Here is a 15,368-nt window from a genome sequence, read left to right as displayed (position 1 = left end):
GTCGGTGTCGTGGTCTTCTCGGTAGGTCACCCACTCTGGTCCGGGCCACTATCGAGAAGCTGCCGCTCCGCTAACAACCGGCTAACACGGGTGTGAGGAGGGGGAAGGAGTCCAGTCTCCGTCTCCTGCTGGGCCGCGCCGCCTGAAGCGAGCAGGAAGCCTGTCGGGACCCACAACACCGAGGAGCCGATGAACGCCGGGGCTCTTCGGCTTCGTGGGACGCGGGTTCAGAGGAAGCTGAGAGCTTCCTCTGTCAGGCTGACGCGTCCTACTGGGCGGCGCGGAGAGACCGCGCACGAGCCCGACGCCTCACGGTCGCTTTCTGGAGGAACACCTCGATGAGCCTCAACGTTGTCAACGGGCTGCCCACACACGTCCTGATCGTCCACTTCGTCGTCGTGCTCGTGCCCTTGAGCGCACTGGCGGTCGTGGTCGGCGCGATGTGGCCCAGTGCCGCCCGGCGCATGGGGATGGTGCTGCCGCTGCTGGCCCTGGTGACGCTGGCGAGCGTGCCTCTGGCCACGCAGGCCGGGGAATGGCTGGAGAAGCACGTCGACAGCAACGCCCTGGTACGCAGGCACACCGAACTCGGCGACGGGATGCTCCCCTGGGCTGCGGGCCTGGTCGTGCTGGCGACGGTGATCTGGTGGACGAACCGCGGGCCGGCCGCGGCGGAGGCCGCCCCCGGGGAACGGACCCGGTCCGCCTCCTCCCGGTCCGTGCTGGTCTTCCGCGTCGTGGCAGCGGTACTGGCCGTGGGCGTGGCATCGGGCGCCGTCGTGGAGGTGTACCGGATCGGCGACTCCGGGGCGAAGGCTGCCTGGCATGACGGCTTCTCCAAGACCGCCACGGGCGACAGGGGCGACAACGGCTGACGCACTCGGCTCCGTCGCCGGGGCAGACACGCAGGCGTCGGAAGCCGTGCAGCCACGCTCTCCTGCCATCCGGTTCGAGGGCGGAGGCCGGCCCGTCGTCGGGCGCTCGGGTGCGAGCGGCGGGCGGCCCGGTCGCTCGGGTGGCGGAGCAGGAGCGCGGCGCAGGGGTGCTGTGAGAGCTGAGACCGTGGAGCGCGTGAGTGAGATGTCGGCGCGCACCCTGCAACGCCGCTTCTCCGGGCTGGAGGGCACCTGGTCCTGGTCACGAGCGTGGCACCGCATCCGTACGAGCGGGTCATGGTGAGCTATGACGAGCCGGGCACGCGATCGTCTACGTAGTCTCCACAGTGAGGCTCTGACCTGGGCGTAGCACCGGATCGATGGTCCTGACGACGCCCCCGTCCTCGTACTGGGCGCCGCGCTCGGTACCACCTGGCACAGGTCGTAACCCGTGTCTTGGGGCGTCCAGCCGAACCAGGGAATGGTCCCCAAGGTCATGTCGGAGCCCTGAGTCCGGGGGCGTCCACCCAGTCCGTGAGACGCGTGTGAGAGCACGTGAGACGAGAAGCCCCGCCGGTCTGCGGTGGCGCAGCCCAGAGCATCGGCGAGTCGCCGCACGTTCCTGGCTTCAGGCACATACCTGCCCTCCTCCCAGTACACGACGACGCGGTACGTGACTCCCATGAGATCAGCAAGCTTCTGCGGAGTAAGCCTGGCCTGCTCGCGCAGCGCCCGGATCTTGGTGTGCTCAACGGGTAGCAGACGCCTCCGCATACTCGTAGGGAACCCAGTGAAGACTTCATGGCAACTATTCCCGCGCCGGGTGGCTATCAGCGTGGAGGTGACTTCAAGCGAGTGCGGGGGCGTGCCCGAAGCCCAGAGACCGTCACGATCGTGTCCCGGGATCGAGCCGTCGGTAGTGAGGGCGTCGATAGCGCCGTTCTCCGGGAAGCCCATTGGGGTCGAGTCATGCACCTGCGGGGCGGGCGATCGAAGGTTGACAGGGTTCGACGCCCCCAACGAGGGTGTCCTTTACCTGGACAAGCCGCTGAAGGCCCACAACCTGTTCCAGACGATCCCGCCTGAACCGCACCTGGATGTCACCGACCGGGTTCGTCAAGACCTCCGGCGTGGTCGTGGGCTACATTGGCCTGGCCGAAGAGGTCCAACGCGCGGTCGTCGACCCCGCTTCGCAGCAGCCCGACAAGGGCGGCGGCTTCGTCACCGACGTGTCGGAGTTGCTCGCCGAGTTCCGCACCACCTTCGCCCGCATCGAAGACCTCCTTGCAGACGTGGACGGCGCGGATCACACCTGCGGAGTGCATGCGCCCGATGTCGACCGGGCATCGCTTTACCGCTGCGGTGACATCGCCGCCGACCGTGTCCCACCATCATCGCCAGGGAGGTGTGGGAGCGCCGTCGGGGTCCAGTCCGTTTGGCCATCGTTGCGCAGGATTGACCAGCCAGGCGAGGCCGGCATCGGCCGCTTTGAGGTAGAGGGCTTCGGCGCCCATCCGGTCTCCTGCCTCTTCCCGTATGTGAGCGAGTGCGGCCAAGGCGAATGTGTTGCCGGCATCGGCCGCCTGGCAGTACAGAGTCTCGGCTTCCTCTCGGTCTCCGGACTCCTGGCGCCTTCGAGCGGAGTGGATGAGGGCGAATGTGTCGCCAGCGGTGGTATCGGCACGGGCAAAGAGTTCAGCTGACTCCTGACCGATTTCACAGAGGCGGAGCTGGGAGCGGCTGTCGCCGAGCTCCGCGGCCCTGCGGTAGAGGGTTTGGGCATCGGAGGGGCCTCCAGCTGTCTCCCGCATTCGGGCGAGTTCCCGCAAGGCGTACGTGTCGCCGACAGCAGCAGCTTCTTGAGCGAGCCGTTCGGCTTCTTCGCGGTCTCCTGCCTCCTCCCGCGTCCATGCGAGTTCGGCCAACGCCAGAGCATCGCCCTGGTGCGCGGCCTCCTGAGCGAGCCGTTCGGCTCCCAGGCGGTCTCCCGCCTCCTCTCGCATCTGAGCCAGTGCCCGCAAAGCAGATGTCTGGCCCGTACGGGCAGCCGCTCTTGCGAGACGCTCGACCACCTCGGGGTCTGCGGCGACTTCCCGCCCCTCGATGACGCTGGCCAGGCCCTGATTGTCCCTGACCTCAGTGACCCGACGGATCAGATGGTGGGCCCACTGCAGCCGATACCGATCGCTTGCTGCATCAGAGAGGGCATTGAGATCCTCGAGGCTGGTGAGGTGTGTGTAGCCGGCGTGCCAGAAGGAAGCTGGCGGGCAGAAAGCCTGACGGGTTCTACGGCCGAAATCCTCGAAGTAGTCCGCAAGCCGGTACGAGGCACCCGCCGTCATCACAGAGGCAGTGCCTGGGGCGGTGGGACGAGCGGCCGGGCGAGGCCGGATTCGGCGCAACGGGGCACTGCCGCTGGCAACGGGGCGGGCAAGCTCAGCGAACGCCTGCTCCGCCCAGTCGTCGGTGAGCACCTCGTAATCCGTTTCGCTGAGGTAGTCGACGGCGGCGTCGATAAGGAAAGCCTGGGGGAGGGGGCCCGTGACGCCGAGACGACAGGCGTCCATCGCCGCAGAAAGTACCGCTCTGCTGGCTGGTGTTGCCGTCTCGTAGCGGTAGACAAGTTGGTGAGCACCCGCGAGGTACTGGGTGATCCGGCCGCCCGACCTGGCGGCTTCAGCCAGGAGCGGATCGGTGACTGCGTCTGCGGAGCGCAGCGCTTCCGCGTCGAAGGTCTCCGGGATGAGGGTCGTTCGTCCGACGAGCAGTTCTCGGGCCTGTGCGTGTACGTGCGGCGAGCCGGACACGACGGGAGTTGTCATCCGGCCCAGGTATTCAGGCCAGAGAGTCCCCAGGACCAGGACCGGCCCGCGCTCGGGCTTGCTGAGCAAGCGGCGCAGTGCCTGGGCGACCTTCTCGCCGAGAGTGGGGTGCAGTAGATAGTGCTGGGACTCGTTGAGCCACAGCACGGTCCGCGGCTCGACGTGGTCGATCCCGTACAGCAGCGCGTCGGGCTGGGTCGGATTGAACGGGTGCCACAGTCGCCACTCTTGCCGGGCGAGTGGCTGGATCGCCTCCCAGCAGGACCGTGTCTTGCCCGTGCCGGAGGCTCCCACCACGATCAGGATCTGACTGTGGCCCTCAGAAGCGTCATGCACGACCTGATCCAGGAACCGGTCATGCGTACGTGGGATGTACGGCGGCAGCTCGGCGTTCGCGCTGCGTCCGGTTCCGTGGGGTCGACCTGCTGTGGGGTGGACCCCCAGTTCGATTGGACTCCACTCGCTGAGGGGCCGGCCCGGTCCCGTGGTGCGGTGGGTCGCTGTGGCCTCCGCGAGGGCCGTGAGCTCCGAGACGGGGAGGTCGAGCCGCCTGGCCAGAGCAGCCGTCACCTCCGACGGCGCCGCCTGGCTGTCAAGCAGTGCCGTCAAGGCTGAGAAGGTCTTCCCCGAGCCCATCGGGGCCGTTACAAGGGCTAGGCCCGGCTGGGATGGGGCCGCGGCGAGGGCGGTACGGAACATCCGCTCGGCCTCCGGACCGCGTTTGTCCTCTGGCAGAGCCTCAATGAGAACGGTCGCCACCTGGAGCGCGAGCACCAATGAACGATCAGGATCCGCGAAGGTGCGCTCGACGGTGGACTTCGCCAGGGGCGAGCCCATCAGGGTCAGGCGGTGGGAGATCTCCCGCAGGCTGAGGCCACCTGCCTTCTGCCGGAGTTCCGCCAGGCGGCTTGCCAGTTCCGTGACGGACAGCTGGTGTCGAGTTGATCGCAGTGCGCGCGCCTCACTTACGGCCTGCCGGTGTAGGAAGGCGAGCGTGGCGCGATCGGCGTCGCCCATGGCGAGGGCATTGGCGAGCGCCTGCACTTGGGCCTCGGAGGGAAGCCGCTCGCCGCGGAGCGCCCGTGACAATGACGCGGGGCTGGTCTGGGCGCGGTGCGCCACGTTGCGCAGGTTCGCCCCCCCTGACTTTTGGTAGGCGTCCCGCAGATGCTCCGCGAAGCGGCGGCGCGCAGGCGCCAAAGCCGAGTCCAGCGGCTCCATGCGACGAGTCCGACCGTGCTCCCTCATGCTTCCTCACCTCCTCCAACCTGCACTGTTTCCATTGTCTCAGATTCTCTGGGACAGTGGTGTCGGCGAAGTGAAAAATACACCCCGCCATCTCGGCTTGCCCGAAAAGCGCCAGCATCCCAGGGGGTTCTGTGTCCAATGTCATCCAGCTCTTCTTGGGATGCACTGCGCTCGCCGTCAGCATCACGGCCCGCATCGCGTTTCGCCTCGCGCTCAGCGACGGCGCCACCCGCCCTCAAGCCTGGGCCACCGCTGGCGCCACCGCACTCGCCACCGCCTTTAACGTGTGCACAGTCGCCAACGCTCTGAACCTCGCCCACGGAACCCCCGCTGGCACTCGCACGGCGCTGACGGTCGGAACCACCGCCGTGGCCCTGGCCCTTGCATACGTCGCATACGACCTCACCGGCCCAGCCGCCGCGCCCGCCGGCACCACACCCCTACCAGGGCTGGCCCGGCCCCGACGCCTGGCGGCCGCCGCAAGCGCCTTCACCGGCGCCTTTGCCACCCTCGCGCTCATCCTGCCGCTGTTGCATTGACCATAAGCAGCCTGCGCAGGTTCGGGAGATGAGCGAGCAGGGCGGCGACACCAAGATCGACTTGGGTAGACGGAAGTCCGAAACCCTCCGGTTCTGGTGCGCCATGGGCATGAGGATCGGCGCTGTCAACTGCATCTGGAGCGGTCGATTTGGCCGATGCGTTCGTCCATGGGTGCCTCTCGGTGCCGAGATCCTTCCACCTGCACCGTCCGGCAGGTATGGCTCCGCACCGCCAGATCACCACGCATTGAATCAGTGCTGCGCTCCGAGTGATCGCAAGCCGCGGGGCCTGGGTATACCGGTTGACGTACCCCCGCGTCGGTCTCTGGCTCGTGAGAAATCGGACTTGGTTGTCCAGCCCTACCTTCGTCGATCACCAGTGCGGGGTGTACTGCTGCCGGGCTGTCGAGGCGTGTCCCAAGGGTTTGCGTGCCGTGAGCTGGGCATTGTCTCACCGCTGACCGCCTCGACGGCCTGGTGGCGAGGACCGTCAGGCTCAAAGATCAGGAGGTGCGCCCTGACGAGTGCCCCAAGTCCTGCAAAACGTACGCCTGTTGTCGGTGAGGTCGTCCTTGGTGTGGACACGCACCGGGATGTTCATGTGGCCGCCGCGCTCTCCACGCTAGGGGCGGTCATTGACACTGCGTCCTTTCCCGCCACGGCGGTGGGCTATCGCGAACTCTGGGAGTGGGCCAGCTGGCTGGGTACGGTGCACAAGGCCGGGGTGGAAGGGTCCGGAAGCTACGGAGCTGCCCTCTCCCGCTACTTACTGGCTCGCCGGGTCGAGGTGTTCGAGGTGAACCGGCCTGATCGGTCGGCTCGTCGACGGCGAGGTAAGTCCGATCCGGTGGATGCGCAGGAGCGGCCCGGGCGGTCCTCAGCGGGCGCGCCCGCTCCCGGGCCAAGGCTGGGGATGGGCCGGTGCAGTGCGCTCGTCTCTTCAAACTGGCCAAGGACTCCGCTGTCAAGGCCCGCACACAGGCAATCAATCAGCTCAAGGCGGTCCTGGTTACCACCGATCCGGACCTCCGCGAGCAACTGGCCAGCCTGAAGACTCCGGCCTTGGTCCGGACTTGCGCGCAGTTCGACGATCGTGAGGATGACGACGGCGCGAAGGGTGCCGTCGGGCAGGCCACCCGCATCGCCCTGTGCCTGTTGGCCCAGCGGATCGATCAGCTGACCGGGCAGATTCGTGATCTGGAGCGGCACCTGGCTGGGCTGGTGCAGCGGCACTTTCCGCAGCTGCTTGTCCCGGTGGGAATCGGCCCGGACAGTGCCGCCACCTTGCTGATCACGATGGGGGACAACCCAGAACGCCTGCGTAGTGAGGCGTCGTTCGCGGCGCTTTGCGGGGTCAGCCCCGTCGAGCACTCCTCCGGCCGTCAGCGTCACCACCGGCTCAACCGCGGCGGCGACCGAAGAGCCAATGCTGCCCTGTATCGGATTGTGCAGTCACGGCTCCGGTTCGATGCACGTACCCGCAACTACTACGAGCGGCGCATCGCGGAGGGCAAGACCCGGCGCGAGATCATCCGCTGCCTCAAACGCTTCGCTGCCCGAGAAGTGTTCAACCTGGTCCGGTCTGGCATCGGGCCCCGCGAAGTGGCTTAAGACGCCGTCTCATTTGGTGAGTCTGCGGTAGCAGATGAGGCTGCAGGCGATGGCGGTGAAGGCCAGGAAGTGCTCAGCCTTGCGTTCGTAGCGGCGGTGCAAACGGCGGCAGCCGCCCAGCCAGGACATCGTGCGCTCGATGGTCCAGCGGTGCCGGCCCAGCCGGGTGGAGGACTCGATGCCCTTGCGGGCGATGCGGTGCCGGATGCCTCGCTTGCGGAGCCATCGGCGCAGGTGGTCGTAGTCGTAGCCTTTGTCCGCGTGCAGCTTGGCGGGCTGTCGTCTGCGCGGGCCGCGGCGGGATGCCGCGCACGAGCGGCTCGAGTGCCTGGCTGTCGTGCAGGTTCGCGCCGGAGATCCCGACCGAGAGGGGTAAACCGGTCCGCTCGGTGATCGAATGGATCTTCGAGCCCTTTTGCCCCGGTCCATAGGATTCGGACCTGTCAGGTCCCCCCTCCAGGGCCCGCATGTTCACCGAGTCGATCGCGCAGCGCGACCAGTCCAAGGCTCCGCGCGAGCCCAGCTCGTCGAGGATGATGCGGTGCAACTTCGCCCGGGCCCGGGCAGCGGCCACTCAGTGAAGCGACGGTGCGCGGTTGGCCCCGATGGACCGAAGACCGGCGGCAACTGCCGCCAGGTGCAGCCCGTCGTGGCCACGAAGATGATCGCGCCAGCACCACGCGATCCCCATATCGGCGCCGACCACCCCCCTGCGGCCGTGATGGAGCAGGTGGAACCACCCGCTGGAACAGCTCCTGATAGGGCTCTTTGAAATTCCCCACCCCTCGCTATGGGTGCGGACAGACCTGCTCGCCCAACTTCCCCACCCACCACCTGCAGGCTGACTTGCGGATGGGCCCGTAAGGGCTCGCGCGTGCCGCCCGTCCGGATGATGAGGTGGCACGGTGACCAATCATGATGAGGCGGCGACTGTCCGACCGTTGACACTGGCCTGGGTGCGCCGGCACCTGGAGGCCGGCGAGCGGATCGTCGGAGCGGAGGCGCTGCACGGCGGCGCCACCGCCGACATGCGGAGGCTGACCATCGGCATGCGGGACGGAGGCACCCGGCACCTGGTGCTGCGCTCCTTCGTCGGCCCGACCCGGCAGGGGCCTGCCGAGGACCTCCTGCATAGGGAGGCCGACGCCCTGACCACGCTCACCGGCACCGGCGTGCCGGCTCCCCGACTCGTCGCCGTTGATCCGACCGCCGCGCACTGTGAGTACCCCTCGCTCCTTATGACCCACCTGCCGGGCCGGACGGTCCTCGATGACGAGGGGCTGGAGACGCGCCTGCCCCTGCTGGCCCGTCAACTCGTGGCGGTCCACGCGGTGCGGCCGGCCGGCCCCGGGAGTACGTGGCGCTGACGACCGCCGACACGGTCGTGACCCCCGAGGGCGCCGACGCCGCGGTCTGGGCCGCCGCGATCCACGTGATCCGCAAGCCCGCGCCGCGCTACGAAGGGCGGTTCCTGCACCGGGACTTCCAGCCCGGCAACGTGCTGTTTGGCCTGCCGCCCGAGGGCCCGGCCGGTGCCGTCGGTGCCCGGATCACCGGCGTCGTCGACTGGGCGGCGGCCTCCTGGGGCCCGGCGGACCTCGACGTGGCGCACTGCTCCACCAATCTTGCGCTGCTGCACGGCCCGGCGTGGGGCGTGCGCTTCACCGAGGTGTACCAGGAGGTCGGCGGGATGCTGGCCGCGGCCGCGGACGAGCGGCTGTACTGGCAGGTGCGGGAGCCACTGGCGTTCTCGGAGGAAGTGCAGTCGGTGGCGCAACCGTGGCGGGAGGTAGGACGGACCGAGCTGACGACACGAGCCGTGGAGGAGCGGCTGGATGCCTATGTCACCTCCCTGATGGACGCGCTGGGCTGAGCCAATGTGATCCGGGCGCGGGCCTCAACCTCATCATTTACCGCTCAACCAAGTGGGGAATAAAGCCGACCCTGGGGAATTTCGGACATCCCCATCACTCCCACAACTCGTCCGGCACCATGTGCTCAACCATCACCACACGGTGCAGATTACCCAGCACTCCAAATGAGACGACGTCTTAAGCCAGCCGAACGTTTGCACCAGGACGAGCGCTTGCGAGATCCCCCGCGCCAGTGGTCGCATGCACCCTTGCCGTCCTTGCCCCACACGCCGACCAGACAGCACCAAGGCGCTGCGCTCTGTGTGCTCGGCGAGGCCACCCTCGACTTGGCGAAAGCGCCTCCCGAGAAGTCTTCCACCTGGTCGGATCCGATTTCCAAGCTGCGTAATAGGGGCATCTGTGCACGGAGCTTACGGCGGTGCGCACAGGCCGGCGGGGGAAGTGTTGTACTCAGGCTCTCCGCTTTCGAGTACGCGTAGCAAGGATGCAGTGACGACGCGCGTTCTGCGGCCCATGCGCAGGACTCGACAGGGAAACTCCCCGCGTCGAACCAGGTCGTAGCCTTTGGCTCGCGAGAGCCCGAATGCGCGGGAGGCGTCCTCCACGCTGCCTGTTCCGCCCCAGGTCGCGCGGATCTTGGTAGGGCTAAGCCAGGCTTCCTGAGCCTCGTCAGTGGGTTCGTGCATTTCGGGTTCTCCGATTCCTTGAAACTCGCTCTAAGGGGCTTTCTTGACTTACCTCGACATGTCACTGACGTCATCAGGGCGCAGATGCGGTCTTCATGACTGGGGCGCGCACGCCGTCAGAACGCGCGAGGTAAGAGGCGTCTAGGCGGGTGAGCGGTAAAGGACGTGGCTAGGCTCTTCGATCTGGGGCCCGGGTGGAGGCGGGCTATTAATCATCCGTGGGATCGCCGGTTTGGCCAACCGGCGATCCCACGCTATGTTCCCTCGCTCGGAAGGGGTCCTAGAAGGCTGGCCCCGATCCCTCGCTGATGTGCCCGGGCGTCGTCAATCCGGCAGGGGGATTTGAATTCGGCCAGTACGGTGTGGATGGCATCCTGCGGCACGCGACGTGCAACGCAGAGTGCGCGGTGAGCATGGGAAGAATGGGCGGAGGACCGTCGGGGCGGTCGGCTCACCTCCGCCCACGCGGCATGGGGTCGTCCATTACCACGTCGTACACGGCCGGTTCACCTCCGCCTGCGCGGAGAGCACAGGCGTCCGAACATCCCCATCAGCTCTGGCCCTGGCCCACCTCCGCCTGCGCGGAGAGCACGGGAGGTACGGCTTAAGGCGGGCGAAGATCTCCGGCCCACCTCCGCCCAGGCGGAGGTGAGCCGTGTCGGGCCTGGGCAGGCAGGGACGCCAGGCCGTCCGCTCCGCGCAGGCGGAGGTGAGCCGTCGCCCTGGGCGGCACGGTGACCGACCTTGCGGGTGATGACCACCATGTCGAGATCTACCGGAACCATTACGCCCACGGCACTACTGCCCACGTCATGGCAGGCCGGGCCGTCAACCGCGCACAGCAATGGGTATTCGAGCGTGTTTCCCAGAGGCCGCTGTTCATCGAGGAAGAGGCCGAACAACGGCTCGAAGAGCCCGAGGTGGCTGAGGCAGTCGGCATGGACCCTGACCAGGCCCACAACATGCGCATGGGGCAGCTGGACATGGGCCTGACGCACTGCCGCAATCCCTACGATTCCCCTCACACACCAGGGGCTCAACTGTGTCATGTCGCCCCGGCGATGTGCATGCTCTGCCGCAATGCGGTGATCTTCACCTCGCAGCTGCCCCGACTGCTGTTGTTCGCCGACCACATCGAGCGGATGCGTGCGGTCCTGGACCCGGCCCGCTGGCAAGCGGTGTGGGGCAAGCAGGCAGCCGCGCTGAAGGGGCTGTTCGCCGAGTGCGCAGATCAGTTGCCCGCCGCGCGGCAGGAGATCACGGACCGTGGGCTTCACCTTGATCTGCCACTCGGACTGCGGACGGAGTACGACCGATGATGGCAAGTCCCGCTCCCGTGTCGCTGCCCTCGCAGGTCTTCCGCGACGACTAACCGGTCTTCGGAACGGCACATGCCCTCCTTCCCGAGGTGGACATCCCGGTCTTTGGGCAGACCCGAGCCTGGTCAGGGGAGTGCATTCGCCGCCCCAGCAACCGGTCTCGGGCCAGCTGGTCGGTCCGGTTCTGCGAGGAAGATGCTTTGTGGAATCTGCGGGTGAGGGAGGTTTCCTTCGCCGTACTCAACCCGGCCCACCGTGTCCTGCGCGAGGCCACCATCTTCCGCCCCCGTCCGACGGCGCTGGGAACGGCCGCGACAGATGCCTATCTGCTCGGTGAGCTGGGCAGATGGGCTCGCAAACACCATATGCCCGACGACCTCAGCAGCTGGCCATCCGACGCATGGTGGGGCTTCTTGCACGAACAGGCCGGCGAGGAGGGCGCAACGGGCCTTGGAAAACACGTTCACGCCGTCCGCCGCATGCAGTCCGTATCCCGCATCCTTACCGGCACAGCCCTCTTTGACGACCCGTGGCCGGGGCAAACCGGTAAGGAAGTCAGCGACAGCGTGCTGGGAGGTTCCGTTACGGCCTCCGACGACGGTATTGCCATACCGTCCATCCCGCCTTCGACCTGGTGGCCTCTCCTGCGGGCTGCCTGGACCTACATCCACACCTTCGCACCCGACATTCTCGATCTCCGAGACAAGCTGTCCGACGAGCGGGGTGAGGGCGAGGCACTGCCGGATTTGCCCGGGCCGATGAGTAGGGAGGATGCGGACCGACTGGTGCACGAATGGCTCGCAGACTCGGCGCATCTGGTTCCGGTCCACGACCGTGACTTCCGCGGCGCGAAGGCCGGCACTCCGGTCTGGACGACACTGAGCCTGCAGATAACCGGCGGCAGGAGCAAGAACCTGTTCACCGAGAAGGGTACGAACCGGGGTGAGCGCCACCGGGCTCGGCGGGCGAGCGCGCTCCGCGCAGTTGCTGAGGGAAGAACCCAGCTGGTCAACAGCACGCGGGGTGTTGCTGCTGTTGGCGCCACGGCTTACGCCCCGAGGCGGACAATTCGCAAACAGGCCGACATAGATGCTGCCATCGAGGCGTGGTTGGCGGACCCCAGTCATCGAGTGCCGGTGCGGGCGAAGAGCGGTCGCAGCGGCGGCGGGGGAACCCCGAGCTTCAAGGTTCTGCACCGTCTGATCTTCGAGAATGCGGCGTCGGGGAATGTGTTCCTGGGCACCTCTGCCCATCGCCGACGTCGTCGACAACGGATTGAGCAGGCAGTGGCCTCTGGTCAGGCGGTGGAACTGGGCGGGGAGGCCACGTATCGCGACGTGCCGATAGCTTGCCCGGAATTTGCAGTGGTGAGAAGGCCGGACGGGCACCACAGGCCATGGCGTTCGGAGATCACCCTGACCAGCCTCGACGATGAGCTGCGGATGGTCAGAGCCGCCTGCTACATATTCGCGGCTGGGCTAAGCCTGACGCGTGACAGTGAGATTCAGGAGATCGAGCGGGGCGCTTTGGGCAGCCATTATGGCTCGCCCGCCGTGGTTTCACGGAAGATCAAGAAGGATCCGGAACAGCCGTCTCGCCACTGGTGGATCATCGAACCCGTCGCCGAGGCGCTGGCGGTGCTTGAGCGGCTGTCCTGGCACCCGACGCACCTGTTCGCCTCCCTTGACCCGCCGAAGTCTACGGAGGGAAAGCGCGCCTACGGACGGCGGGGCATTCTCCCTGCCAGCGACATCGACTTCTTCATCGAGAAGATCAACGCCGATCGGGACCGGACCGGTCTACAGGAAATCCCGATGGCACACGTGAGACCTCACATGTTTCGCAAGACCATGGCGATCATCACGGGACAGCAGCCAGACTCGGAGATCGCCCTGGGCATGCAGCTCAAGCACGCCGCACGGCGAGCGCTGGCAAACTCGCTCACCCCGGCCTACGCAAAGATGGACGCGAACTGGGCCAAGGAATTCAACCAGGAGCTGGAATCCGCCGCCGCACGGCGGCTGGTGGGACTGCTCAAGGACCGGCGAAGCGGGGAAGCAGTGGCGGTCGGGCCGGGGGCGGCTCGCCTCCATGCCGGCCTGGACAAGGTGATCGACATGATGGACAGCGACCCGTCACTGCGGGCCCAGATCGCCGACGAACGCCTCCAAGCCTCGCTGCTGACAGCGGAATTCCCCGACCTGCACCTGGGCACCCTGAACCATTGCATGTTCGATGCCCCGCAGGCCGAGTGCCAGAACCAGCTCCCAGAAGCACAGCGCGGCCAGGCCCCGCTGATCGGCGCCTGCCAGCCCGCACGCTGCCGCAACTCTGTGGTCACCCGCAAGCATGCGCCCATCTGGACTGCCGAGGAGGAAGACCTGACAGCCATGGTCAAGGACCGCAGCCTGGCACCATCGCGCCGCGAAGCCGTGCTGATCCGGCTCGCCGACGTCCAGCGCATCACCCGAGCACTGAGAGAACAAGAAGAAGGAGGAGCCGCCTGATGCCGGTGTCCGCTGCGACCGAGACCAAGCTGCGGGAGGCCATGGCCCGGCTGCTGGCCGGAGAGCCCCTGCACACCGACGGGTCCCTGACCAAGGAAAACCTCGCCCGCGAGGCCAAGGTCAGCCACGCGACCGTCCACCGGGCCGAGGACATACTTGCCGAGTGGGACGCAAAGGTCGCCCGCCCGGTCCTCCGCACCCCCGGCGAAGTCCAGCGGGACGAGACCATAGCCGAGCTCCGCAAGCAGTTGCGGGAGGCCAAGGCCCAGGTCACCGAGGTCCAGGGCAAGCTCGACGCCCTCGCTTCGGTGACCGCGAACCTCTACCACGAGAACCTCGCGCTGAAGAAGAAGCTCGGCAACAGCCGACGGCTGGCCTCGATCCCGGCACAGGAATGATGCCGCCTGGCATCAGGCACGAAGCCGTACGCGGTTGAGCACGTTCGTCTGTACTTCCTCGAGGGGGAAAGTAGCCGCGGCGTCTATGCGGCGGGGTGGAGGTCGTCGCGGGAGGCGACGGCCTTCACCTCGTCGGCCAGGGCAGCGGGGCCGAGCGCCATGAGGGGGGTGATGGCGCTGTCCCTGTGGCCCGCGGCCCAGATCCCCAGCGGCGGCGGGGTGAAGGGGGTGACGGTGATCGAGCGGGTGGTGAACAGCTGCGGCTGGAGGTATTTCATGCCGCCGGTCCCGCACAGATACGCGCGGGCGCCGGTCGCGGCGGCCAGGTCGGCGAGCCGCTGCGAGCGTCCGGGCCGGGCGGGCAGTCGGCTGCTGGACAGGATCTGCCCCCGCCAGCCGAGCAGGTCCAGCAGGACGCGGGTGGAGGTCTCGGCGACGGCCGCGGTCCGGCCGGTGTCGAACGTGGCCAGCACCTGCTCAAGGGCCTCCTCGAACGCGGACCAGTGGGGGCTGGAGCGATAGGTCTGCCGCAGTATCCCCGCAGTCCTTCGCCGGGCCAGGCCGGCATCGACGATCAGAGCTTCACAGATGGCCGTCCGGCGGCCGTGGGGAAGATGGGTGGGGTGGTCAGCCATCGGCGCCCCTCCGGCTCTCCAGGGCCCGGGAGGAGGGCCCGGTGCTGGTAGTCGCGGCGGGTGAACTGCACGTCGTCCAGGACGATCCAGTAGTCCGTCGCGACTAGCTTCGCCAGCGTGGTCAGCCGGGGCAGGAAGTTGGGCTGGTGGATGGCACACAGCCCGCCCGGGGGCGGCAGGTCAGGGGGCGAGGAGTCGGCTGGTGAAGCCGTCGCGGATGAGGGATTCGTACGCGCCATGCACGTCCTCCGGGACCTCCTGCTCGATGGCGAATCCGAGCTTCGGATACTCGATCACCCTCTGGAGGTCGCCGACGAGCTGGTCAACGACGTGCTTGTCGTCGCCGATCGTCTTGACGTAGTCGTCGAACTCCAGTGGCGCCGAGGCGCAGATGACCTCGACCTCGGGCCACACTTTGCGGGCGGTGGCGAATGCGCGTCGCTCCATATAGGGCATGGAGGCCAGCAGCACGGTCTGGGGGATGATCCCGGCGGCGGCCAGGACGTCGCGGGAGAAGGTGAGGTTCTGGCCTGTGTTGCGGGCCGTGGGCTCCAGCAGGATTGCTTCGGCGGGGACGCCGAGGTCGATGGCGTGCTCGCGGAAGTGCACGGCCTCGCCGCGGGGGAATCGTTCCGGGGCGGTGGGGTTGGGACCGCCGGTGAAGACCAGCGTTGGGAACAGTCCGGCTCGATACAGCTCGGAGCAGAAGGCGGGGACGCCGAGGTCGTGGCTGCCCAGGCCGATCGCGGCGTCGACCGGCCGCACGTCGTGGCTCATCTGGTGGTAGTCCCAGATCAGCTTGGCCCGCTGGCGCTGGTCGTCGGTGATGGCCCGTTGGTTGTCCGTCACTCGCT

Annotated in this window: 13 protein-coding genes and 5 pseudogenes; 8 read left to right on the top strand and 10 right to left on the bottom strand. The window is 67.4% G+C overall.

Annotated features, from left to right (window positions below):
- Positions 1–338 precede the first annotated feature (338 nt).
- Positions 339–875 (top strand): DUF2231 domain-containing protein, encoded by a 537-nt coding sequence (locus OIU81_RS06780; protein WP_329144869.1) that lies wholly within the window; start codon positions 339–341, stop codon positions 873–875.
- 376 nt (positions 876–1,251) lie between these two features.
- Positions 1,252–1,314 (top strand): annotated as a pseudogene (locus tag OIU81_RS42275) (3-oxoadipate enol-lactone hydrolase); the annotation flags it as partial.
- A 143-nt stretch (positions 1,315–1,457) separates the two neighbouring features.
- On the opposite strand, the pseudogene OIU81_RS42270 reads toward OIU81_RS42275, so the two are convergent.
- The 3 genes and pseudogenes from OIU81_RS42270 to OIU81_RS06770 form a co-directional block, all read right to left on the bottom strand.
- Positions 1,458–1,649, bottom strand: a pseudogene (locus OIU81_RS42270) (helix-turn-helix transcriptional regulator); the annotation flags it as partial.
- A 326-nt stretch (positions 1,650–1,975) separates the two neighbouring features.
- Positions 1,976–2,200 carry a hypothetical protein gene (locus OIU81_RS06775; RefSeq protein ID WP_329144867.1) on the bottom strand — a complete coding sequence of 75 codons (225 nt, stop codon included), beginning with the start codon at positions 2,198–2,200 and terminating at the stop codon, positions 1,976–1,978.
- Positions 2,201–2,266: 66 nt separating this feature from the next.
- On the bottom strand, positions 2,267–4,918 hold the full coding sequence (locus OIU81_RS06770; protein ID WP_329144865.1) for a hypothetical protein: 2,652 nt from the start codon (positions 4,916–4,918) through the stop codon (positions 2,267–2,269).
- A 158-nt stretch (positions 4,919–5,076) separates the two neighbouring features.
- Between OIU81_RS06770 and OIU81_RS06765 the strand changes: the two genes are divergently transcribed.
- Together OIU81_RS06765 and OIU81_RS42265 are read left to right on the top strand one after the other, a co-directional pair.
- The gene (locus tag OIU81_RS06765; RefSeq protein WP_329144863.1) at positions 5,077–5,484 is read left to right on the top strand and encodes a hypothetical protein; all 408 of its coding nucleotides are present in this window, start codon (positions 5,077–5,079) and stop codon (positions 5,482–5,484) included.
- A 517-nt stretch (positions 5,485–6,001) separates the two neighbouring features.
- A pseudogene (locus OIU81_RS42265) lies at positions 6,002–7,095 on the top strand (IS110 family transposase).
- Positions 7,096–7,104: 9 nt separating this feature from the next.
- Here the strand turns inward: OIU81_RS42265 and OIU81_RS42260 are convergent.
- From OIU81_RS42260 to OIU81_RS42250, 3 genes and pseudogenes are all read right to left on the bottom strand, one after another.
- Positions 7,105–7,329, bottom strand: coding sequence for a transposase (locus tag OIU81_RS42260; protein WP_443074125.1), 225 nt, complete (start codon positions 7,327–7,329; stop codon positions 7,105–7,107).
- A 121-nt stretch (positions 7,330–7,450) separates the two neighbouring features.
- Positions 7,451–7,564 (bottom strand): annotated as a pseudogene (locus OIU81_RS42255) (IS5/IS1182 family transposase); the annotation flags it as partial.
- 2 nt (positions 7,565–7,566) lie between these two features.
- Entirely contained in the window at positions 7,567–7,752 is a 186-nt protein-coding gene (locus OIU81_RS42250; protein WP_443073937.1) for a hypothetical protein, read from the bottom strand.
- A 371-nt stretch (positions 7,753–8,123) separates the two neighbouring features.
- Here OIU81_RS42250 and OIU81_RS06745 point away from each other — a divergent pair.
- Positions 8,124–8,968, top strand: a pseudogene (locus OIU81_RS06745) (phosphotransferase family protein).
- Positions 8,969–9,379: 411 nt separating this feature from the next.
- Here OIU81_RS06745 and OIU81_RS06740 read toward each other — a convergent pair.
- Positions 9,380–9,655, bottom strand: a complete 276-nt coding sequence (locus OIU81_RS06740) for a helix-turn-helix domain-containing protein (RefSeq protein WP_329144859.1) — start codon at positions 9,653–9,655, stop codon at positions 9,380–9,382.
- A 734-nt stretch (positions 9,656–10,389) separates the two neighbouring features.
- Between OIU81_RS06740 and OIU81_RS06735 the strand changes: the two genes are divergently transcribed.
- From OIU81_RS06735 to OIU81_RS06725, 3 genes are all read left to right on the top strand, one after another.
- The gene (locus tag OIU81_RS06735) at positions 10,390–10,974 is read left to right on the top strand and encodes a hypothetical protein (RefSeq protein WP_329144857.1); all 585 of its coding nucleotides are present in this window, start codon (positions 10,390–10,392) and stop codon (positions 10,972–10,974) included.
- Positions 10,975–11,063: 89 nt separating this feature from the next.
- Positions 11,064–13,481, top strand: a complete 2,418-nt coding sequence (locus OIU81_RS06730; protein ID WP_329144855.1) for a hypothetical protein — start codon at positions 11,064–11,066, stop codon at positions 13,479–13,481.
- The gene (locus OIU81_RS06725) at positions 13,481–13,879 is read left to right on the top strand and encodes a hypothetical protein (protein WP_329144853.1); all 399 of its coding nucleotides are present in this window, start codon (positions 13,481–13,483) and stop codon (positions 13,877–13,879) included. The genes OIU81_RS06730 and OIU81_RS06725 overlap by 1 nt, the downstream gene beginning before the upstream one ends.
- Positions 13,880–13,962: 83 nt before the next feature.
- Here OIU81_RS06725 and OIU81_RS06720 read toward each other — a convergent pair whose 3' ends face one another.
- The 3 genes from OIU81_RS06720 to OIU81_RS06710 are packed head-to-tail and all read right to left on the bottom strand — an operon-like array spanning position 13,963 to position 15,363.
- Positions 13,963–14,514, bottom strand: coding sequence for a WbqC family protein (locus tag OIU81_RS06720; protein WP_329144851.1), 552 nt, complete (start codon positions 14,512–14,514; stop codon positions 13,963–13,965).
- Positions 14,454–14,753 (bottom strand): WbqC family protein, encoded by a 300-nt coding sequence (locus tag OIU81_RS06715; protein WP_329144849.1) that lies wholly within the window; start codon positions 14,751–14,753, stop codon positions 14,454–14,456. The genes OIU81_RS06720 and OIU81_RS06715 overlap by 61 nt, the downstream gene beginning before the upstream one ends.
- Entirely contained in the window at positions 14,695–15,363 is a 669-nt protein-coding gene (locus OIU81_RS06710) for a YdcF family protein (RefSeq protein WP_329144846.1), read from the bottom strand. The genes OIU81_RS06715 and OIU81_RS06710 overlap by 59 nt, the downstream gene beginning before the upstream one ends.
- Positions 15,364–15,368 lie beyond the last annotated feature (5 nt).

The sequence above is a fragment of the Streptomyces sp. NBC_01454 genome, from assembly GCF_036227565.1.
In the GTDB taxonomy this organism is placed as follows: domain Bacteria; phylum Actinomycetota; class Actinomycetes; order Streptomycetales; family Streptomycetaceae; genus Streptomyces.
The sequence above is the reverse complement of the archived record's forward strand: the minus strand, read 5'-3'. Positions and strand labels throughout refer to the sequence as shown.